The sequence below is a fragment of the Streptomyces sp. NPDC058701 genome (assembly GCF_042715295.1).
Taxonomy (GTDB): Bacteria; Actinomycetota; Actinomycetes; order Streptomycetales; family Streptomycetaceae; genus Streptomyces.
The window spans coordinates 75,852-95,333 of the sequence record NZ_JBHXSY010000018.1 but is presented as its reverse complement, the minus strand read 5'-3'; the positions used below and the strand labels follow the sequence as shown (position 1 = coordinate 95,333).

The following is a 19,482-nucleotide window of genomic DNA, read 5'->3' as shown; positions in this document are numbered from 1 at the left end:
CCGGTTACGCGCCGCAGAACCCCGCCGGGCAGGCTCCCCGCACCCGAGACCCGGGCCGGGGCCCCATCCAGCCCCGCCGGCGATTGAGGCGCGGGGTCCGGGGCGGAGCCCCGATGCCCGGCCGCAGGGCACCGGCCCCGCCCCGGCACCGGCACCGCCCCCGCCGGGGCGTCACGGCGTGCGGACGTCCCGCCACGCGCCCGGCAGGGCCGCCGCCACCTCCTGCGCGAGCACCGGCGCCCCGGACGCGGCCCGCCGCCCGGCGAGCCCGTGCAGGTACGCCGCCACCGCCCCCGCGTCCGCCCCGGACAGGCCGCCCGCCAGCAGCGCACCGGCCAGCCCGGACAGCACGTCCCCGCTCCCGGCGGTGGCCAGCCACGCGGTCCCGGTCGGGTTGACCCGTACGGGCACCGCGCCCCCGCCGCAGGCGACCAGCGTCGTGGAGCCCTTCAGCAGCGCCGCCACCCCGTACAACTCCGCCAGCGCCCGTACCGACCCCAGCCGCTCCGCCTCCACCGACTCCCGCGACACCCCCAGCAGGGCCGCCGCCTCCCCCGCGTGCGGGGTCAGCAGGGTCGGGGCCGACCGGGCCCGCAGCACCTCCGCTTCCAGCCCCCGCAGCCCGTCCGCGTCGACCAGTACCGGCACGTCCTCGGCGAGCAGCCCCGCGACCTCGCCCGCGCGCCCCTCCCCCAGCCCCGGCCCGACCACCCAGGCCTGCACCCGGCCGCGCCCGATCAGCGTCTCCGGATACCGCGCGAGCACCGCGGCCGCGGCCGCCTGCGGGCCGACGTACCGCACCGCGCCCGCACCGCCGCGCAGCGCCCCGGCCACGGCCAGCACCGCGGCGCCCGGGTACTGCGCGGACCCGGCGACGATGCCGACCACGCCCCGCCGGTACTTGTCGCTCGACGCCCCCGGCTCCGGCAGCAGCGCCGCGACGTCGGCGTGCTGCAGGGCCTCGGCGTCCGGCTCGTCCAGCGCCAGCCCGATGTCCACCAGGTGCACGGCGCCCGCCCGCGAGGCCCCCGGGTCGATGAGCAGTCCCGGCTTGTACGCCCCGAACGTCACCGTCACGTCGGCGGTCACCGCCGGCCCCGCCACCTCCCCGGTGTCCGCGTCCACCCCGCTCGGCAGGTCCACGGCGACCACCGGCACCCCCGGCGGGACCTGCTCCGCCAGCGCCGCGGCCGCAGGCCGCAGCCCGCCCCGCCCGCCGATCCCGAGCAGCCCGTCCAGGACCAGGTCCACCCGCGCGGGGACGGCGTCCGCCACCCGGCCGCCGGCGGCCCGCAGTGCCGCGAGCCCGCCCGCGTGGATCCGCTGCGGATCCATCGGCACCGCCGTCACCCCGGCTCCGCGCCGGGCCAGGCGGGCGCCGGCGTACAGCGCGTCGCCCCCGTTGTCGCCCGGCCCCACCAGCAGCACGACGCGAGACCCGTAGACCCGCCCCGGCCGCCGCGTAAGCAGCCCCGCGCAGACGGCGGCCAGCCCGGCCGCCGCCCGCTGCATCAGGGCGCCCTCGGGCAGCCGGGCCATCAGCTCCCGCTCGGCGGCCCGTACGGTTTCCACGCTGTAAGCAGTACGCATGGCTCCCAGCCTGCCCGACCGGCGCGCGCACTACCCCTCGGCCGAGCCCCCCGGCTCCTGCCCCTCGGCGATCACCACGGCGGAGGCTACCCCCGCGTCGTGGCTCAGCGAGATGTGCCAGGACGTCACGCCCAGCGCCAGCGCCCGCGCCTCGACCGTCCCGGACACCCGCAGCCGCGGCCGCCCGGACTCCTCCACGTACACCTCGGCGTCGGTCCACAGCATCCCGCCGGGCGCACCGAGCGCCTTGGCGAGCGCCTCCTTGGCCGCGAACCGGGCGGCGAGCGAGGCGGTTCCGCGCCGCTCGCCGCTCGGCAGGGTCAGCTCGGCGTCGACGAAGAGCCGCCGCGCCAGGTTCGGCGTCCGCTCCAGCGCCGCGCCGAACCGGTCGATCTCCGCGACGTCGATCCCCACACCGATGATCACAACGACTACCCCACTGCCCGCTACTCCACCGTCACCGACTTGGCGAGGTTACGCGGCTGGTCCACCTCGTTGCCCCGCGCGGTCGCCAGCTCGCAGGCGAAGACCTGCAGCGGCACCGTCGCCACCAGCGGCTGGAGCAGGGTCGGCGTCGCGGGGATCCGGATCAGGTGGTCGGCGTACGGGACGACCGCCTCGTCGCCCTCCTCAGCGATCACGATGGTCCGCGCCCCGCGGGCCCGGATCTCCTGGATGTTCGACACGATCTTGTCGTGGAGCACCGAGCGGCCCTTCGGCGACGGCACGACCACGACCACCGGCAGGTCCTCCTCGATCAGCGCGATCGGCCCGTGCTTCAGCTCGCCCGCCGCGAAGCCCTCGGCGTGCATGTACGCCAGCTCCTTGAGCTTGAGCGCGCCCTCCAGCGCCACCGGATAGCCGACGTGCCGGCCCAGGAACAGCACCGTGTTCTTGTCCGCCAGGGAGCGCGCGAGCTCCCGTACGGGCTCCATCGTCTCCAGCACGGTGTCCACGGCGGCGGCGATGTCCGACAGCTCCCGGACGACCGTCTCGATCTCGTCGCCCCACTTCGTACCGCGCACCTGCCCGAGGTACAGCGCGACGAGGTAGCAGGCGACCAGCTGGGTCAGGAACGCCTTGGTGGAGGCGACGGCCACCTCCGGACCGGCGTGCGTGTACAGCACGGCGTCCGACTCGCGCGGGATCGTGGAACCGTTCGTGTTGCAGACGGCCAGCACCTTGGCTCCCTGCTCGCGCGCGTGCCGCAGCGCCATCAGGGTGTCCATGGTCTCGCCGGACTGCGAGATCGCGATGACCAGCGTCCGCTGGTCCAGGATCGGATCGCGGTAGCGGAACTCGCTCGCCAGCTCCGTCTCGCACGGGATGCGGGTCCAGTGCTCGATGGCCAGCTTCGCGATCATGCCCGCGTGGTAGGCCGTGCCGCACGCCACGATCACGACCTTGTCGACCTCCCGGAGCACCGAGACGGGGATGCGCACCTCGTCCAGGGTCAGCGAGCCGTTCGCGTCGATCCGGCCCAGCAGGGTGTCGGCGACGGCCTTCGGCTGCTCGGCGATCTCCTTGAGCATGAAGTAGTCGTAGCCACCCTTCTCGGCCGCCGAGGCGTCCCAGTCCACGTGGTACGCCCGCACCGACGCAGCCGAGCCGTCGAAGTTGGTCACCGTGACGCCGTCGCGGCGGAGCTCGACGACCTGGTCCTGCCCCAGCTCGATCGCGGCCCGGGTGTGGGCGATGAACGCGGCGACGTCCGAGGCGAGGAAGTTCTCCCCCTCTCCGACACCCACCACCAGGGGCGAGTTGCGGCGCGCGCCGACCACCACGTCCGGCTCGTCGGCGTGCACCGCGACGAGCGTGAAGGCGCCCTCCAGGCGCCGGCACACCCGCCGCATCGCCTCGGGGAGGTCCCCGGCGGCCGCGAAGTGCTCGGCGAGCAGGTGCGCCACCACCTCGGTATCCGTCTCGGAGTCCAGACGGTGCCCGCGCTCGGCCAGCTCGGCGCGGAGCGCGGCGAAGTTCTCGATGATGCCGTTGTGCACGACGGCCACGCGCCCCGTGTTGTCGAGGTGCGGGTGGGCGTTGACGTCGGTGGGCCCGCCGTGGGTCGCCCACCGGGTGTGCCCCAGTCCCGTGGATCCGGCCGGCAGCGGGTGCCCGACCAGCTCCTTCTCCAGGTTGACCAGCTTTCCGGCCTTCTTGACGGAGGCCAGTCCACCGTCGGCGAGGACGGCGATCCCCGCCGAGTCGTAGCCGCGGTACTCCAGCCGCTTGAGTCCGGCGATGACCACATCGAGCGCCGACTGCGCTCCCACGTAACCCACAATTCCGCACATAGGCGGCAGGGTACGCCCTGGCCGGCCCTCTGCCCGGTACCTGAACCAGACGAAACCGGCCCCGGCGCGCGCACCGGGGCCGGTCGGCCCCGCCCCCGCGGGGGCGGGGCTCCACCGGCCTCGCACCGGTACCGGAGCCCCTGCCGTCCCGGCCCGCCCGGGCCACCGGTACCGCTACGTGACCGACCGCATAACCCACAACTGCCCCCCACCCCCGACAATGGCGGTGTGATCACTTCGCCGCCACGAAGCAGCACGCCGGAGAACGCAATGGAGCGCACCGGCCAGGACGGGTCCCACCCGCGCCCGGCCCACCGCCGCGGCCCGGACACCTCGCCGTACGTCGACCTGACCCGGGCCGAGTGGAGCGCCCTGCGCGAGCGGACCCCGCTCCCGCTCACCGCCGACGAGGTCGAGCGGCTGCGCGGACTCGGCGACGTCATCGACCTCGACGAGGTGCGCGACGTCTACCTCCCGCTCTCCCGCCTGCTCAACCTGTACGTCGGCGCCACCAGCAATCTCCGCGGCACCCTGAACACCTTCCTCGGCGACGCGGGCAACGGGCACGGCGCCCAGCAGGGCACCCCGTTCGTCATAGGGGTCGCCGGGTCCGTCGCCGTCGGCAAGTCCACCGTGGCCCGCCTGCTCCAGGCCCTCCTCGCCCGCTGGCCCGAGCACCCGCGCGTGGAGCTGGTCACCACGGACGGGTTCCTGTACCCGATGAAGGAGCTCCAGCGCCGCGGCCTCACCTCCCGCAAGGGCTTCCCGGAGTCCTACGACCGCCGCGCGCTCACCCGCTTCGTCGCCGACATCAAGGCCGGCAAGGACGAGGTCCGGGCCCCCGTCTACTCGCACCTGATCTACGACATCGTCCCGGGCGAGGAGCTCGTCGTACGCCGCCCGGACATCCTCATCGTCGAGGGCCTGAACGTCCTCCAGCCGGCCCTCCCCGGCAAGGACGGCCGCACCCGCGTCGGCCTCGCCGACTACTTCGACTTCAGCGTGTACGTCGACGCGCGGCCCGAGGACATCGAGCGCTGGTACCTGAACCGCTTCCGGAAGCTGCGCGCGACCGCCTTCCAGAACCCGTTCTCCTACTTCCGCAAGTACACCCAGGTCTCCGAGGAGGAGGCCGTGGAGTACGCGCAGACGATGTGGCGGACCATCAACAAGCCCAACCTGCTGGAGAACGTGGCCCCCACCCGCGGCCGCGCCACCCTGGTCGTCCGCAAGGGCCCCGACCACAAGGTGCAGAAGCTGAGCCTGCGCAAACTCTGAGCACTAGGGTGCGGGAATGCTGCATCTCCGCCTGATCGTGCCGCCCGACCGTACCGAGGCGGTGGTCGCGGTCATCGAGAAGACGGTCGGCACCACCCACCTCGTCGTCCTGCGCGGGGCCGCCCGGGTGCCGCACGGCGACCTCGTCCTGTGCGACGTGGCGCGCGAGGCCGCGGACGAACTGCTGGAGGAGCTGCGGGCCCTCGGGATCGCCGAGGACGGCTCGATCGCCGTCGAGAACATCGACCTCTCGCTGTCCAGGCGGGCCGACGCGGCCGAGGAGGAGGCGCCGGGCGAGCCAGCGGATGCCGTCCTGTGGGAACACTTGAGCGAATCCACGCACGAGGAGTCCACCCTCAGCATCACCTACGTCGCGTTCATGATCATCGCGACGATGATCGCCGCCTGTGGCGTGGTCCTCGACAACGCCGTGCTGATCGTGGGCGCCATGGCCGTCGGCCCCGAGTTCGGCCCGCTCGCCGGCGTGTGCACCGCCCTGGTGCAGCGCGCGCCCCGGCTGGCGGCGCGCTCCCTCCTCGCCCTGTTGATCGGCTTCGCGGCCGCGATCGCCGTCACCACCCTGTTCAGCCTGGCGATGGACGCGCTGGGCCAGTTCGACAGGGGCATGCTGGAGGACCCGCGGCCGAACACCAGCTTCATCTGGCAACCGGACCCGTTCTCGTTCATCGTGGCGCTGCTCGCCGGGGTCGCCGGAATGCTGTCGCTGACCTCGTCCAAGTCCGGGGCCCTCGTCGGCGTGGCGATCTCCGTGACGACCGTCCCGGCGGCCGCCAACGCCGCCGTGGCCCTGAGCTACGGCGACGTCGGCCAGATGTGGGGATCGGCGGAACAGCTGCTGCTGAACCTGGGCGGCATCATCGTGGCGGGCGTCCTGACCCTGCTGACGCAGAAGGCCCTGTGGCGCACCCAGCGGGGCCGCTGGATACGCGGCGCGAAGACCTGAGGACCCCTTCGTACGCCTGCGGCCCCGCACCCGATCCGGGTGCGGGGCCGCAGGCGTACGAAGGTCGGCGGGGTCAGCCCAGCGCCGACTTCACGACGTCGGCGAGCCGGCCGGCGACCGCGCGGGCCTGCTCGATGTCGGCGGCCTCGACCATCACCCGTACGAGCGGCTCCGTCCCGGACGGACGCAGCAGCACCCGGCCGGTCGAGCCCAGCTCGCGCTCGGCGTCGACGACGGCCGCGGCCAGCTCGGCGGAGGTCGTCACCCGGGACCGGTCCACGTCGGGAACGTTGATCAGCACCTGCGGCAGCCGGGTCATGACACCCGCCAGCTCGGCGAGGGACCTGCCCGTGTCCGCGATCCGCGCCGCCAGCAGCAGGCCGGTCAGCGTGCCGTCGCCCGTCGTCGCGTGGTCGAGGACGATCACGTGGCCGGACTGCTCGCCGCCCAGCGCGTAGCCGTGCTGCTTCATCGACTCCAGCACGTACCGGTCGCCGACCCCGGTCTGCACGACCTGGATGCCCTCGGCCTCCATGGCCAGCTTGAAGCCGAGGTTCGACATCACGGTGCCGACGACGGTGTTCTCGCGCAGCTGGCCGGACTCCCGCATGGCCAGGGCCAGGACCGCGAGGATCTGGTCGCCGTCGACCTCCGCACCGGTGCCGTCGACGGCCAGGCAGCGGTCCGCGTCGCCGTCGTGCGCGATGCCGAGGTCGGCGCCGTGCTCGACCACGGCGGCCTTGAGCAGCCCGAGGTGCGTGGAGCCGCAGCCGTCGTTGATGTTCAGGCCGTCGGGCTCGGCGCCGATCGTGACGATCTCCGCCCCCGCCCGGGTGAAGGCCTCGGGCGAGACGTAGGCGGCGGCGCCGTGCGCCTCGTCCAGGACGACCTTGAGGCCGTCGAGACGGTTCGGGAGGACTCCGATGAGGTGGGCGACGTACTTGTCGAAGCCCTCCGTGGAGTCGGAGACCCGTCCCACGCCGGAGCCGGTGGGCCGGTCCCAGGGCGCGCCGGTGCGGTGCTCCTCGTAGACGGACTCGATCCGGTCCTCCAGCTCGTCGGCGAGCTTGTGGCCGCCGCGCGCGAAGAACTTGATCCCGTTGTCGGGCATGGCGTTGTGGCTGGCGGAGAGCATCACGCCGAGGTCGGCACCCAGCGCACCGGTGAGATACGCCACCGCCGGGGTGGGCAGCACACCGACGCGCAGGACGTCCACGCCCGCGCTCGCGAGGCCGGCGACGACCGCGGCCTCCAGGAACTCGCCGGAGGCCCGGGGGTCACGGCCGACCACGGCGGTAGCCCGGTGGCCTTCGAAGGTGCCCGCCTCGGCCAGTACATGGGCAGCCGCCACGGAGAGGCCGAGCGCTAGCTCAGCCGTCAGATCCGCGTTGGCGACGCCGCGTACACCGTCCGTCCCGAAGAGTCGTCCCACTGTTGTCCTCCCGAGTTTCTGCTTCGCTTGTGACCGCATGTGACAGATATTTGCCGCTTGTGGCGGTAAACGAACCGCCCCGGCAGCACAGAGAGTGCTGCCGGGGCGGTTTCGCTGCAGAACAGCTGGCGCAGATTAACGCTTGCTGTACTGCGGGGCCTTACGGGCCTTCTTGAGACCGGCCTTCTTGCGCTCGACCGCACGGTCGTCGCGGGAGAGGAAGCCGGCCTTCTTCAGCGCGGCGCGGTTGTTGTCCACGTCCGCCTCGTTCAGCGCACGGGCCACACCCAGGCGCAGGGCGCCGGCCTGGCCGGAGACGCCGCCACCCGAGATGCGGGCGATGACGTCGTAGCGGTTGTCCAGCTCGAGCAGCTTGAACGGCTCGTTGACTTCCTGCTGGTGCACCTTGTTGGGGAAGTAGTCCTCAAGGGTACGACCGTTGATCTTCCACTTGCCGGTGCCCGGAACGATCCGGACGCGGGCGATGGCGTTCTTGCGACGGCCCAGGCCGGCGGCCGGCTGGGGGTCGCCGAAGCGGCCGGCAAGGGACTCGGAGGTGTAGTCGCCCTCGGCGACGACCTCAGACTCGCTGGTGTACTCCTCGACGTTGCCCTCGAACTCGTCGACGGGGGTCGTCTCGGCGGTGGTCTCGGCCACGATGCTCCTCAGAATTTTCTACGTCTTAGGGGGTGGCCGGAACTACTGCGCGACCTGGGTGATCTCGAACGGCACCGGCTGCTGGGCAGCGTGGGGGTGCTGGTCGCCCGAGTAGACCTTCAGCTTCGACAGCATCTGACGGCCCAGGGTGTTCTTGGGGAGCATGCCCTTGATGGCCTTCTCGACGGCCTTCTCCGGGTTGTTCGCCAGAAGGTCGTCGTAGCGCACCGAGCGGAGACCGCCCGGGTAGCCGGAGTGGCGGTACGCCATCTTCTGGGTCGCCTTGTTGCCGGACAGGTGAACCTTGTCGGCGTTGACGACGATGACGAAGTCGCCCATGTCCATGTGGGGGGCGTAGGTCGGCTTGTGCTTACCCCGCAGGAGGGCAGCGACCTGGGTCGCCAGACGGCCGAGGACAACGTCCTGGGCGTCGATGACGAGCCACTGGCGCGAGATGTCGCCGGGCTTGGGGCTGAACGTACGCACGCGTATGCCTTCGCTTCTTCAGTGGTGGTATCCCAGGGGCGCGAAGCCCCAACGGGAAGGTCCTGACAGGGTCACCACGGACGATCACGACAGCCCTCGTTCACATCGGGGACGCAACCCGTGTGAACCGCTGGTCATCGGTCCGGTGGACCGCGCGCAAGGCCCTTTCACGTGAGAATGAGCAAGCCAATACGCATAACAAACCAGCAGGATACCCAAGCAGACCCGTACGGGTCAAAACGCGGTCCGCGATGCCGGTTCTGCTGACGTCGCGGCGCACTCCGGTTCGGTCCTGGGTGGGGACCCCGCAGTTGTTACCGGGTCTAGAGTAACCCGCCCGGAGCGCAGCCCACGACGCGCCAGCAGGATCGCGAGTCCGCACAGGGTGGCGCAGTCCTTGAACGCGCGCCGTTTGGCGTCCAGCTCCGACGGCCACGGGATGCCCGCCGTCTGGGGAGCCAGGGCCACCCAGAACCAGGGCGAGCGCGGCATCGAGCCGGGCCGCACCGCCGACGCCAGCAGCAGCGGGAGCACCACCAGCAGGTAGTGGTCGAAGGACGGCCGCGAGACCAGGAACGCGGCGAGCATCACCATGCAGGCCGTCTCCGCCAGCCGCAGCTCACCGCCGTCCGCGTCGTCGTCCACCCGGCGCCAGCGCACCCGGGCCGCCCACAGCCCCGCAGCGGCCCCCGCGAAGGCGACCAGCACCGCCACCGGCTCCGGCACGCCCAGGCGCGGCAGCACCGCGATCGGCGAGGCGTCCCAGGGCAGGGCGTACGCGTCCTGCCCCTTGAGCAGGAACGGCAGGGTCTTGGTGAAGAACAGCGACGGACTCGGCATCAGCAGCGCACCCGCCAGCGAGAGCCCCAGCGGCACCAGTACGGCCGCGGCCAGTCCCCGCCATTGCCGGGCCAGCAGGAACAGCAGGCCGATCGGCACCAGCATCGGCTTGCAGGCGATCGCCAGCCCGACGACCAGCCCGGCCGCGCCCCAGTGCCGCCGGTGCGCGAGCAGCAGCGCCGCCGGCAGGGCGGCCGCCGAGATCGCGGTCCAGTTGCCGATCAGCACCAGGTTCACGTACGGCTTGTAGGCGAGGGCGAGCACCGGGAAGCCGATGACCGCGAAGCGCGAGCGCAGCGGCACCGAGAACAGCCGCAGCGCGGCCAGCCAGCCTGCGCCCAGCAGCCCCGACATCCCCACCGGCAGCAGCCAGCGCAGCGCGGTCTGCGGGAGCATCGCCTCCGGGGCGGCCATGAGCACGGCACTGGGCAGGTACAGGAAGCGCTTGTCCTCGTACGGGGACCCGCCCTCCAGCAGCGTCTGCGCCGCCTTGACGACGAAGGCGTTGTCCGAGCCCCAGTTCGCCCGCAGGCTCGTGGAGAAGGCGATCCCCAGGAGCACGGCGAGCGAGAGGAACTGCCACGGCCGCGAGGCCGGCCGCAGCAGCCAGTCCATCAGCCGGTTCCCCGAGGCCCGGTTCTCCCACTTGATCAGCCAGTTGCCAGGGCGCAGCCCCACAACGCACTCCCCCTCACTGTTCCGAGGGGGTGGTCCGCCCCCTAGCGCTTCCGCTCGACTCTACGTTCGTCCCATACGGGCTCCTGAGTCTCCCGCACAACACCGTCCGAACCGAAGACCAGGTAACGGTCAAATGTGCGCGCGAACCACCGGTCGTGTGTGACACACAGCACAGTTCCGTCGTACGCCTCCAGTCCGTCCTGCAGCGCCTCGGCCGATTCCAGGTCCAGGTTGTCCGTCGGCTCGTCCAGCAGCAGCGCCGTGGTGCCCGCCAGCTCCAGCAGCAGGATCTGGAAACGCGCCTGCTGGCCGCCCGACAGCTTCTCGAACGGCTGGTCCGCCTGGCGCTCCAGCTCGTACCGGCGCAGCGCGCCCATCGCCGCGCCGAGCGGCTTCGCGGCCTCCGTCCACAGGATGTCGACGAGGGTGCGGCCGAACAGCTCGGGGTGGGCGTGGGTCTGCGCGAAGTGGCCGGGGACCACGCGCGCGCCCAGCTTCCACGTGCCGGTGTGCTTGACGTCCTCACCGGCCATCAGCCGCAGGAAGTGCGACTTGCCGGAGCCGTTCGAGCCCAGCACCGCGACCCGCTCGCCGTAGAAGACCTCCAGCGAGAAGGGCTTCATCAGGCCGGTGAGCTCCAGGTTCTCCACGGTCAGCGCGCGCACGCCGGTCCGGCCGCCCTTGAGCCGCATCCGGATGTCCTGCTCGCGCGGCGGCTCCGGCGGCGGGCCGGCCTCCTCGAACTTCTGGAAACGGGTCTGCATCGCCCGGTAGCGCGAGGCCATGTCGGGACTGGAGGCCGCCTGGTTGCGCAGCCGCAGCACCAGCGCCCTGAGCCGGGCGTGCTCCTCGTCCCAGCGCCGCTTGAGCTCCTCGAAGCGCGCGAAGCGCTCCTTGCGTGCCTCGTGGTAGGTGCCGAAGCCGGCGCCGTGCACCCAGACGTCGCTGCCCGTCGGGCTCGCCTCCAGGCTGATGATCTTCTCGGCGGCCTGGGTGAGCAGCTCCCGGTCGTGGCTGACGAACAGCACCGTCTTGCGGGTCGCCTTCAGCTGCTCCTCCAGCCACCGCTTGCCCGGGACGTCGAGGTAGTTGTCCGGCTCGTCCAGCAGCAGCACCTCGTCCGGCCCGCGCAGCAGCGCCTCCAGCACGAGCCGCTTCTGCTCACCGCCCGAGAGCGTGCGCACCTCGCGGAACTGGGCGCTGTCGTACGGGATGTCCAGCGCGGCCGTGGTGCAGACGTCCCAGAGGGTCTCCGCCTCGTAGCCCTGCACGTCGGCCCAGTCGCTCAGCGCCTGCGCGTACGCCATCTGCGCGGCCTCGTCGTCGACGGTGAGGATCAGCTGCTCGGCCCGGTCCACGGCCTTCGCCGCCTCCCGGATCCGCGGCTGGGAGACCGAGACCAGCAGGTCCCGTACGGTCGTCTCGTCCCGCACCGAGCCCACGAACTGCGACATCACGCCGAGCCCGCCGCTGATGGCGACCCCGCCGCCGTGGGGCTGGAGCTCGCCGGAGATCAGCTTGAGCAGGGTGGTCTTGCCGGCGCCGTTCGCCCCCACCAGGGCCACCACCGACCCCTCCCCCACGCGGAAGGAGACGTCGGGGAGCAGGACCCGCCCGTCGGGAAGGTAGTACTCCAGGTGGTTGGCTTCGAGATGTCCCATGCCGGGCATTGTCCCGGTCCGCCGGCGATCCGCCCAAACGGGTGGACGCCCGCTCAGCAGCAGCCGGCTCCGGGCAGGGTGCGCACGTTGCGCGCCTCCTTGCTGCGGGCGGCCAGCAGCTCGTCGGCCGGGTAGCCGACCTCCTCCAGCGTCAGCCCGTGCGGCTTGACCACGTGCACCGAGGAGTCCCGTACGGCGGCGGCCAGCACCTTCCCCGGCCAGTCGACCGGCCGGTGGCCGTCCCCGACGTGCAGCAGGGCGCCGACCAGCGAGCGGACCATGTTGTGGCAGAAGGCGTCGGCCCGGACGGTCGCGGTGACGATGCCGTCCTCGGCACGCTCCCAGCTGAGCTGCTGGAGGGTGCGGATCGTCGTCGCGCCCTCGCGCTTCTTGCAGTACGCGGCGAAGTCGTGCTCGCCGAGCAGCGGGGCGGCGGCCTCGTTCATGGCGTCCACGTCCAGGGGCCACTGGTGCCACAGGACGTGCCCGCGGCGCAGCGGGTCCACGCCCGCCTGGTGGTCGCCGACGCGGTACGCGTAGCGGCGCCAGACCGCCGAGAAGCGCGCGTTGAAGCCCGCGGGGGCCTCGGCGGCCCGCCACACCCGTACGTCGTGCGGCAGGCGTCCCGCGAGGCGGCGCAGCAGCTTGTCGTGGTGCTCGGCCCACACCTCCTCGGCCAGGTCGAACTGCGCGACCTGGCCGCGGGCGTGCACGCCCGCGTCCGTCCGCCCGGCCACGGTCAGCTCGACCGGCTCGGACAGCCGCATCACGGTCCGCAGCGCCGACTCCAGCTCGCCCTGGACGGTCCGCAGCACGCGCTGCTTCGCCCAGCCGGAGAAGTCCTTGCCGTCGTAGCTCAGGTCCAGCCGTACCCGGACGTGCCCGGGCTCCACCTCGTCACTCACGTGACCGATCCTCTCAGAAAGCCAAAACCGCCCGACAACGCAGAACAACGCAGAACGGGCCCGCCCCGGGAAGGGGCGGGCCCGTTCAGAGCCGCTCAAGCAGACACGATTCCCGGGAGGGGAATCAGGCCTCCTTGGTCTCCTCGGCCGGAGCCTCGGTCTCGGCGGGAGCCTCGGCCTTGGCCTCGGACTCCTTGACGGCGCGCTTGGTGGCGGCCTCGGCCTCACCGGTGGCCTGCTGGGCGACCGTAAGGGCCTCGACCAGCTCGATCACGGCCATCGGGGCGTTGTCGCCACGACGGTTGCCGATCTTGGTGATGCGCGTGTAACCACCGGGGCGGTTCTCGTAGCGCGGGGCGATCTCGGTGAAGAGCGTGTGCACGATGCTCTTGTCCGTGATCGTCTGCAGCACCAGGCGACGGTTGTGGATGTCGCCCTTCTTGGCCTTGGTGACCAGACGCTCGGCGTAGGGACGCAGGCGACGGGCCTTGGCCTCGGTGGTGGTGATGCGGCCGTGCTCGAAGAGCGCCTTCGCGAGGTTCGCGAGGAGGTGCTTCTCGTGCGCGGCGCTGCCGCCCAGACGGGCACCCTTTGCGGGACGCGGCATGGTGATACTCCTTCATATCTGCACCGGCCGTGTCAGGTACCGGTGTCAGTTCCCCCGGGGCGGCTGCCCCGGGAAAGTCGTGCGCCCCCGTCCGGCGGTCGAGGTCGCGCCTCGGCCGCCGGGGATGGGGAAGATCAGTACTGCTCGGTCTCGACGAAACCGGCGTCCGCGTCGTCGTCGGCGCCGAAGGCGTCGGCGGCGGCGGTCGGGTCGAATCCGGGCGGGCTGTCCTTGAGGGCCAGGCCCATGCCGGCCAGCTTCGCCTTGACCTCGTCGATCGACTTCGCACCGAAGTTGCGGATGTCGAGCAGGTCGGCCTCGGAGCGGGCGACGAGCTCACCCACGGAGTGGATGCCCTCGCGCTTGAGGCAGTTGTACGAGCGGACCGTGAGCTCGAGCTCCTCGATCGGCAGCGCCAGATCGGCGGCGAGCGCGGCGTCCGTCGGGGACGGGCCCATGTCGATGCCCTCGGCGTCGATGTTGAGCTCGCGCGCCAGGCCGAACAGCTCGACCAGGGTCTTGCCTGCGGACGCCATGGCGTCGCGCGGGCGCATGGCCTGCTTGGTCTCGACGTCGACGATCAGCTTGTCGAAGTCGGTGCGCTGCTCGACTCGGGTCGCCTCGACCTTGTAGGTGACCTTGAGGACCGGGCTGTAGATGGAGTCGATCGGGATGCGACCGATCTCCTGGCCCAGCTGCTTGTTCTGGACGGCGGAGACGTAGCCGCGACCGCGCTCGACGGTCAGCTCCATCTCCAGCTTGCCCTTGCCGTTGAGCGTGGCGAGGACCAGGTCCGGGTTGTGCACCTCGACACCGGCCGGGGGCGCGATGTCGGCAGCGGTGACCAGGCCGGGACCCTGCTTGCGCAGGTACATCACGACCGGCTCGTCGTGCTCCGAGGAGACGACCAGCTGCTTGATGTTGAGGATGATGTCGGTGACGTCTTCCTTGACACCCGGCACGGTGGTGAACTCGTGCAGGACGCCGTCCACGCGGATGCTGGTGACAGCGGCACCCGGGATCGAGGACAGGAGCGTGCGGCGCAGCGAGTTGCCGAGGGTGTAACCGAAGCCCGGCTCGAGCGGCTCGATCACGAACCGCGAGCGGTACTCGTCTACGACCTCTTCGGTCAGCGAGGGACGCTGAGCGATAAGCATGTGTATTCCTTCAGTCGTGGACGCCCACTATTTGACGTCCGACGGGCACTGCATACAGCAAGGGTACGGGCGGCACGTCCCCCGCGAGGGGTTCGTACCGCCCGGACACTCAAAGACGCACAGAGGCGACCGCTGCGTCAGACGCGGCGGCGCTTCGGCGGGCGGCAGCCGTTGTGCGGGGTGGGGGTGACGTCCTGGATCGAGCCGACCTCGAGGCCGGTGGCCTGGAGGGAGCGGATCGCGGTCTCACGGCCGGAGCCGGGACCCTTGACGAAGACGTCGACCTTGCGCATGCCGTGCTCCTGCGCGCGACGGGCGGCCGACTCGGCGGCCATCTGCGCGGCGAAGGGGGTGGACTTGCGCGAGCCCTTGAAGCCGACGTGGCCGGCGGAGGCCCAGGAGATCACGTTGCCCGCGGGGTCCGTGATCGAGACGATGGTGTTGTTGAACGTGCTCTTGATGTGGGCGTGCCCATGAGCGACGTTCTTCTTTTCCTTGCGGCGCACCTTCTTGGCAGCGCCCTGACGACCCTTGGGGGGCATCTAAATCTCCTACGGGAGGTGGTCGGTCCTACAGCGCAAGACCGCTGAACAGGACTACTTCTTGCCCGGCTTCTTCTTACCGGCGATCGCGCGACGCGGACCCTTGCGGGTACGGGCGTTCGTGCTGGTGCGCTGACCGTGCACCGGCAGGCCACGACGGTGGCGGATGCCCTGGTAGCACTGGATCTCCACCTTGCGGCGGATGTCGGCCTGGATCTCGCGGCGGAGGTCACCCTCGGTGCGGAGGTTGGCGTCCACGTACTCGCGGATCTTGACCAGGTCCTCTTCGGCCAGGTCACGAACGCGGGTGTTCGGGTTCACGCCCGTGGCCTCAAGGATTTCCTTGGACCGGGTGCGCCCGACACCGAAGACGTAGGTGAGTGCGATCTCCACGCGCTTTTCGCGCGGGATGTCGACACCGGAAACGCGTGCCATTCAATGGCTCCTGTGTGTTCGGGGGTCTTCAGCAGAACCATCCCCGACCGCCGACCACGCCTGATGGGTGGTGGTACGTCCGGGTCCCCGGCCCCCGCCGGAGGTACCGCCGGCCCCGTACGGGGCTGGGCGGGTTCTGCGTATGTACGTTTACTTACGTCGCGCGAAGAACTGCGAAAGGCAGGTCGGTCGGCGTGCGTCAGCCCTGGCGCTGCTTGTGGCGCAGGTTGTCGCAGATGACCATGACCCGACCGTGACGGCGGATCACCTTGCACTTGTCGCAGATCTTCTTGACGCTCGGCTTGACCTTCATGTTGGTGAGGTTCTCCGGGTCAGTGCCACCACCCGCGCCGGGACGAGATGCCCAGACGGAGTGACAACAAGATCTACTTGTATCGGTAGACGATCCGGCCACGCGTCAGGTCGTACGGAGAGAGCTCCACGACAACCCGGTCATCGGGCAGGATGCGGATGTAGTGCATGCGCATCTTGCCACTGATGTGCGCGAGGACCTTGTGACCGTTCTGGAGTTCCACCTTGAACATCGCGTTCGGGAGGGACTCGATCACGGTGCCCTCGATTTCGATGGCACCTTGCTTCTTGGCCACGCTTCGCCTTTCGAATCGGCTACCTTGATCGGCCCTGTGCGCCATGCAGGCATGGGAGTGCACGGGAGCCGACGAGTCAGTCTACGACAGGGCATCCGGAAAGACGAATCCGGAAAGTTTGCCCCAGAGTCTAGATCATTAACCGAGGGGGTCCGGCGCGGTCAGCCCAGCGGGTCCGGCGCCGTCGTGACGCCGGCCCCTCCTTCTCCTGCCGCGCTCGCGGGCTCGGCGCCGGGGCGCCTCACATGCTTCGCACGGCTGCGCCGGATGCCGTCCGGCGCAGCCCGGCCGTACTACGGCGGGGTGCCCCCCGGTACGCGGGACCGCACGGCGGTCCGACGGTCCGTCCCGTGGTCAGCCCAGCGGGTCCGGCGCCGTCGTGACGCCGTACTCCGCCAGCTTCGCCTTGCCGCAGTCCGGGCTGGTCAGCACGATGGGGCCGGCCTCGGTGAGCGCGATGGAGTGCTCCCAGTGCGAGGACCAGGTGCCGTCCGTGGTGATGACCGTCCAGTCGTCCGCCAGGACCTCCGTCTGGGCGGTGCCCAGGGAGACCATCGGCTCGATCGCCAGGCAGAGGCCCGGGACGAGCTTGATCCCCTTGCCCCGCTTGCGCGAGACGTAGTTCAGCAGGTGGGGGTCCATGTGCATCTCGGACCCGATGCCGTGGCCGCCGTAGTCCTCGATGATCCCGAACTTGCCGAGGCTGTGCTCACCGGTGGTGGGACGCGGCTGGCGCCTGATGTACGTCTCGATCGCCTTGGAGATGTCCACGAGGCGGTTGCCGAGCCGCATGGCGGCGATCCCCGCCCACATGGACTCCTCGGTCACCCGGGAGAGCTCCAGGAGCTCAGGGGCGTGCCCAGTGCCCACGAAGGCGGTGTACGCGGCGTCGCCGTGCCAGCCGTCGACGATCGCTCCCGCGTCGATCGAGATGATGTCGCCGTCCTTGAGGACGGTCTTGTCGTCCGGGATGCCGTGGACGACGACCTCGTTCACCGAGGTGCAGATCGTCGCGGGGAAACCGCCGTAGCCGAGGAAGTTCGACTTCGCGCCGGCGTCGTCGATGACCTTGCGTGCCACCATGTCCAGATCCCGCGTCGTGGCGCCGGGCACGGCGGCCTCGCGGGTCGCCGCGTGGATGGCCGCGACGACCAGCCCCGCCTCGCGCATCTTCGCGATCTGCTCGGGGGTCTTGATCTGCACCATGAACGTGCCTTCCCTGTGTAGCGGCGGGATCGCCGCCGCTCTCGCGGAGGCGGTCGGCCCCCGCTTCGGTTCCTCAATTATTGGCTGATGCCGCGCGAACCCGCGTCACGCAGACGGCCGCGGCGCCCGATGGGCACCGCGGCCGGACCTGCGCAGCGAGGGGTACTACTTCTTCAGGGCTTCCATGGCGCGCTTGGTGATCTCGTGCACCTCGCCGAGGGCGGGGATGGTCACCAGCAGGCCCTGGGCCTTGTAGAAGTCGATGATCGGCTCGGTCTGCGTGTGGTAGACGTCCAGCCGGTTGCGGACCGTGGCCTCGGAGTCGTCGTCACGCAGGTAGAGCTCGCCGCCGCAGATGTCGCAGACGCCTTCCGCCTTCGGCGGGGCGTACGTGACGTGGAAGACGTGCTTGCCGTCGTTGCGGCAGGTGCGGCGACCCGCGATCCGCTTGACGACCTCGTCCTCCTCGACCTCCAGGTCCAGGACGGCGTCCAGCTTCATGCCGGCCTCCTGGAGCATCGTGTCGAGGGCTCCCGCCTGCGACACGTTGCGCGGGAAGCCGTCGAGCAGGAAGCCGTTCGCCGCGTCCGGCTGCTCCATGCGGTCCTTGGCCATGCCGATGGTGATCTCGTCGGGGACGAGGTCGCCGGCGTCCATGAACGCCTTCGCACGCCGGCCGAGCTCGGTGCCCTGGCTGATGTTGGCCCGGAACAGGTCACCCGTGGAGATGTGCGGGATCGACAGGTTCTTGGCGAGGAACGCGGCCTGCGTTCCCTTGCCCGCACCGGGCGGTCCGACGAGGACGATTCGCATCAGCGGAGGAACCCTTCGTAATTACGCTGCTGGAGCTGGCTCTCGATCTGCTTCACGGTTTCCAGACCCACACCCACGATGATCAGGATGCTCGTCCCGCCGAACGGGAAGTTCTGGTTCGCTCCGAAGCCGGCCAACGCCATCGTCGGCACGAGAGCGATCAGACCCAGGTACAGCGACCCCGGCCAGGTGATGCGGTTGAGTACGTAGCTCAGGTACTCAGCGGTGGGCCGACCGGCGCGGATACCCGGGATGAACCCACCATACTTCTTCATGTTGTCTGCAACTTCCTCGGGGTTGAACGAGATCGCCACGTAGAAGAACGCGAAGAAGACGATCAGGAGGAAGTAGACCGCGATGTAGTACGGGTGGTCGCCCTTGACGAAGTGCTTCTGGATCCAGGTGGCCCAGCCCGCGGTGGAACCGCTGAACTGGACGATCAGAGCCGGGATGTAGAGCAGCGACGAGGCGAAGATGACGGGGATGATGCCCGCCTGGTTCACCTTGAGCGGGATGTACGTCGAGGTGCCGCCGTAGGCGCGGCGGCCCACCATGCGCTTGGCGTACTGGACGGGGATCCGGCGCTGTGCCTGCTCGACGAAGACCACCAGACCCACCATCGCGAGGCCGACGAGCATCACGACGCCGAACTCGACCCAGCCGTCGGCGATCTTGCCCTGGAGCTTGATCTGCCAGAGGGCTCCGATGAAGCCGGCAGCGATCGAGATGAACATGAGGATCGACATTCCGTTGCCGATACCGCGGTCCGTGATGAGCTCACCGAGCCACATGACGACACAGGTACCGGCGGTCATGGTGATGACCATGACCACGGTGGTGAAGATCGAACGGTCGGGGACGATCTGACTGGCGGCGGAGCAGCCCTGGAAGAGGGCACCCGTGCGGGCGGTGGCCACGAGGCCGGTGCCCTGCAGGATCGCGAGCGCGACCGTCAGATAGCGCGTGTACTGAGTGATCTTCGCCGTGCCGGACTGTCCCTCTTTTTTGAGGGTCTCCAGCTTCGGGATGACCACGGTCAGCAGCTGCAGGATGATGCTCGCCGTGATGTACGGCATGATGCCGAGCGCAAAGATCGTGATCTGCAGCAGCGCGCCGCCGCTGAACATGTTGACGAGACCGAAGAGGCTGTTGCTGCTCCCGGCCTGGTCGACACAGATCTGAACGTTCTTGTAGCTCACGCCGGGGACCGGGATGTGGGACCCGAGCCGGAACAGCACGATGATGGCGAGCGTGAAGAGCAGCTTCTTGCGCAGGTCGGGCGTCTTGAACGCCCGGGCGAACGCGGTGAGCACGGTGCCTCCTGCGACC

The 19,482-nt window shown here is 70.5% G+C and carries 20 protein-coding genes; 2 read left to right on the top strand and 18 right to left on the bottom strand.

The features are described 5' to 3' along the window. Positions 1–171: 171 nt before the first annotated feature. Genes ACFWW8_RS20850 through glmS form a run of 3 tightly spaced genes read right to left on the bottom strand, consistent with a single transcriptional unit; the run spans position 172 to position 3,884 of the window. The gene (locus tag ACFWW8_RS20850) at positions 172–1,590 is read right to left on the bottom strand and encodes an NAD(P)H-hydrate epimerase (RefSeq protein ID WP_386530422.1); all 1,419 of its coding nucleotides are present in this window, start codon (positions 1,588–1,590) and stop codon (positions 172–174) included. Positions 1,591–1,620: 30 nt separating this feature from the next. Continuing rightward, the gene (locus ACFWW8_RS20845) at positions 1,621–2,016 is read right to left on the bottom strand and encodes a holo-ACP synthase (RefSeq protein WP_386530421.1); all 396 of its coding nucleotides are present in this window, start codon (positions 2,014–2,016) and stop codon (positions 1,621–1,623) included. Positions 2,017–2,036: 20 nt separating this feature from the next. Next, positions 2,037–3,884: a glutamine--fructose-6-phosphate transaminase (isomerizing) gene (glmS, locus tag ACFWW8_RS20840; RefSeq protein ID WP_386530420.1), complete on the bottom strand. Its 1,848-nt coding sequence runs from the start codon at positions 3,882–3,884 to the stop codon at positions 2,037–2,039. 228 nt (positions 3,885–4,112) lie between these two features. On the opposite strand from glmS, the gene coaA reads away from it, so the two are divergent. Next, positions 4,113–5,162, top strand: coding sequence for a type I pantothenate kinase (gene coaA, locus ACFWW8_RS20835; RefSeq protein ID WP_386530419.1), 1,050 nt, complete (start codon positions 4,113–4,115; stop codon positions 5,160–5,162). A gap of 16 nt (positions 5,163–5,178) precedes the next feature. Continuing rightward, entirely contained in the window at positions 5,179–6,126 is a 948-nt protein-coding gene (locus tag ACFWW8_RS20830) for a DUF389 domain-containing protein (RefSeq protein WP_386530418.1), read from the top strand. A 73-nt stretch (positions 6,127–6,199) separates the two neighbouring features. Here ACFWW8_RS20830 and glmM read toward each other — a convergent pair whose 3' ends face one another. The 15 genes from glmM to secY form a co-directional block, all read right to left on the bottom strand. Beyond that, positions 6,200–7,558, bottom strand: a complete 1,359-nt coding sequence (gene glmM, locus ACFWW8_RS20825; RefSeq protein WP_386530417.1) for a phosphoglucosamine mutase — start codon at positions 7,556–7,558, stop codon at positions 6,200–6,202. A 135-nt stretch (positions 7,559–7,693) separates the two neighbouring features. Next, positions 7,694–8,215 (bottom strand): 30S ribosomal protein S9, encoded by a 522-nt coding sequence (gene rpsI / locus ACFWW8_RS20820; RefSeq protein WP_267725064.1) that lies wholly within the window; start codon positions 8,213–8,215, stop codon positions 7,694–7,696. Positions 8,216–8,257: 42 nt separating this feature from the next. Continuing rightward, entirely contained in the window at positions 8,258–8,701 is a 444-nt protein-coding gene (gene rplM, locus ACFWW8_RS20815; protein ID WP_383802500.1) for a 50S ribosomal protein L13, read from the bottom strand. 234 nt (positions 8,702–8,935) lie between these two features. Beyond that, on the bottom strand, positions 8,936–10,219 hold the full coding sequence (locus ACFWW8_RS20810) for a glycosyltransferase family 87 protein (protein ID WP_386530416.1): 1,284 nt from the start codon (positions 10,217–10,219) through the stop codon (positions 8,936–8,938). 41 nt (positions 10,220–10,260) lie between these two features. Continuing rightward, positions 10,261–11,880 carry an ABC-F family ATP-binding cassette domain-containing protein gene (locus tag ACFWW8_RS20805; RefSeq protein WP_386530415.1) on the bottom strand — a complete coding sequence of 540 codons (1,620 nt, stop codon included), beginning with the start codon at positions 11,878–11,880 and terminating at the stop codon, positions 10,261–10,263. A gap of 53 nt (positions 11,881–11,933) precedes the next feature. Beyond that, positions 11,934–12,785, bottom strand: coding sequence for a tRNA pseudouridine(38-40) synthase TruA (truA, locus tag ACFWW8_RS20800; RefSeq protein ID WP_386530414.1), 852 nt, complete (start codon positions 12,783–12,785; stop codon positions 11,934–11,936). A gap of 124 nt (positions 12,786–12,909) precedes the next feature. Then, the gene (rplQ, locus tag ACFWW8_RS20795) at positions 12,910–13,392 is read right to left on the bottom strand and encodes a 50S ribosomal protein L17 (protein ID WP_267725053.1); all 483 of its coding nucleotides are present in this window, start codon (positions 13,390–13,392) and stop codon (positions 12,910–12,912) included. A gap of 134 nt (positions 13,393–13,526) precedes the next feature. Further along, on the bottom strand, positions 13,527–14,549 hold the full coding sequence (locus tag ACFWW8_RS20790; RefSeq protein ID WP_008739666.1) for a DNA-directed RNA polymerase subunit alpha: 1,023 nt from the start codon (positions 14,547–14,549) through the stop codon (positions 13,527–13,529). Positions 14,550–14,686: 137 nt separating this feature from the next. Then, on the bottom strand, positions 14,687–15,091 hold the full coding sequence (rpsK, locus tag ACFWW8_RS20785; RefSeq protein ID WP_006376016.1) for a 30S ribosomal protein S11: 405 nt from the start codon (positions 15,089–15,091) through the stop codon (positions 14,687–14,689). 54 nt (positions 15,092–15,145) lie between these two features. Continuing rightward, positions 15,146–15,526, bottom strand: coding sequence for a 30S ribosomal protein S13 (gene rpsM / locus ACFWW8_RS20780; RefSeq protein WP_214936437.1), 381 nt, complete (start codon positions 15,524–15,526; stop codon positions 15,146–15,148). Positions 15,527–15,725: 199 nt separating this feature from the next. Beyond that, positions 15,726–15,839 (bottom strand): 50S ribosomal protein L36, encoded by a 114-nt coding sequence (gene rpmJ / locus ACFWW8_RS20775; RefSeq protein WP_003956441.1) that lies wholly within the window; start codon positions 15,837–15,839, stop codon positions 15,726–15,728. 73 nt (positions 15,840–15,912) lie between these two features. Beyond that, entirely contained in the window at positions 15,913–16,134 is a 222-nt protein-coding gene (gene infA, locus ACFWW8_RS20770; RefSeq protein ID WP_003956442.1) for a translation initiation factor IF-1, read from the bottom strand. Between the two features lie 354 nt (positions 16,135–16,488). Next, positions 16,489–17,340 (bottom strand): type I methionyl aminopeptidase, encoded by an 852-nt coding sequence (map, locus tag ACFWW8_RS20765; protein ID WP_386530413.1) that lies wholly within the window; start codon positions 17,338–17,340, stop codon positions 16,489–16,491. A gap of 165 nt (positions 17,341–17,505) precedes the next feature. Next, positions 17,506–18,153, bottom strand: a complete 648-nt coding sequence (locus ACFWW8_RS20760) for an adenylate kinase (RefSeq protein WP_386530412.1) — start codon at positions 18,151–18,153, stop codon at positions 17,506–17,508. Then, the gene (secY, locus tag ACFWW8_RS20755; protein ID WP_383905242.1) at positions 18,153–19,466 is read right to left on the bottom strand and encodes a preprotein translocase subunit SecY; all 1,314 of its coding nucleotides are present in this window, start codon (positions 19,464–19,466) and stop codon (positions 18,153–18,155) included. The genes ACFWW8_RS20760 and secY overlap by 1 nt, the downstream gene beginning before the upstream one ends. Positions 19,467–19,482 lie beyond the last annotated feature (16 nt).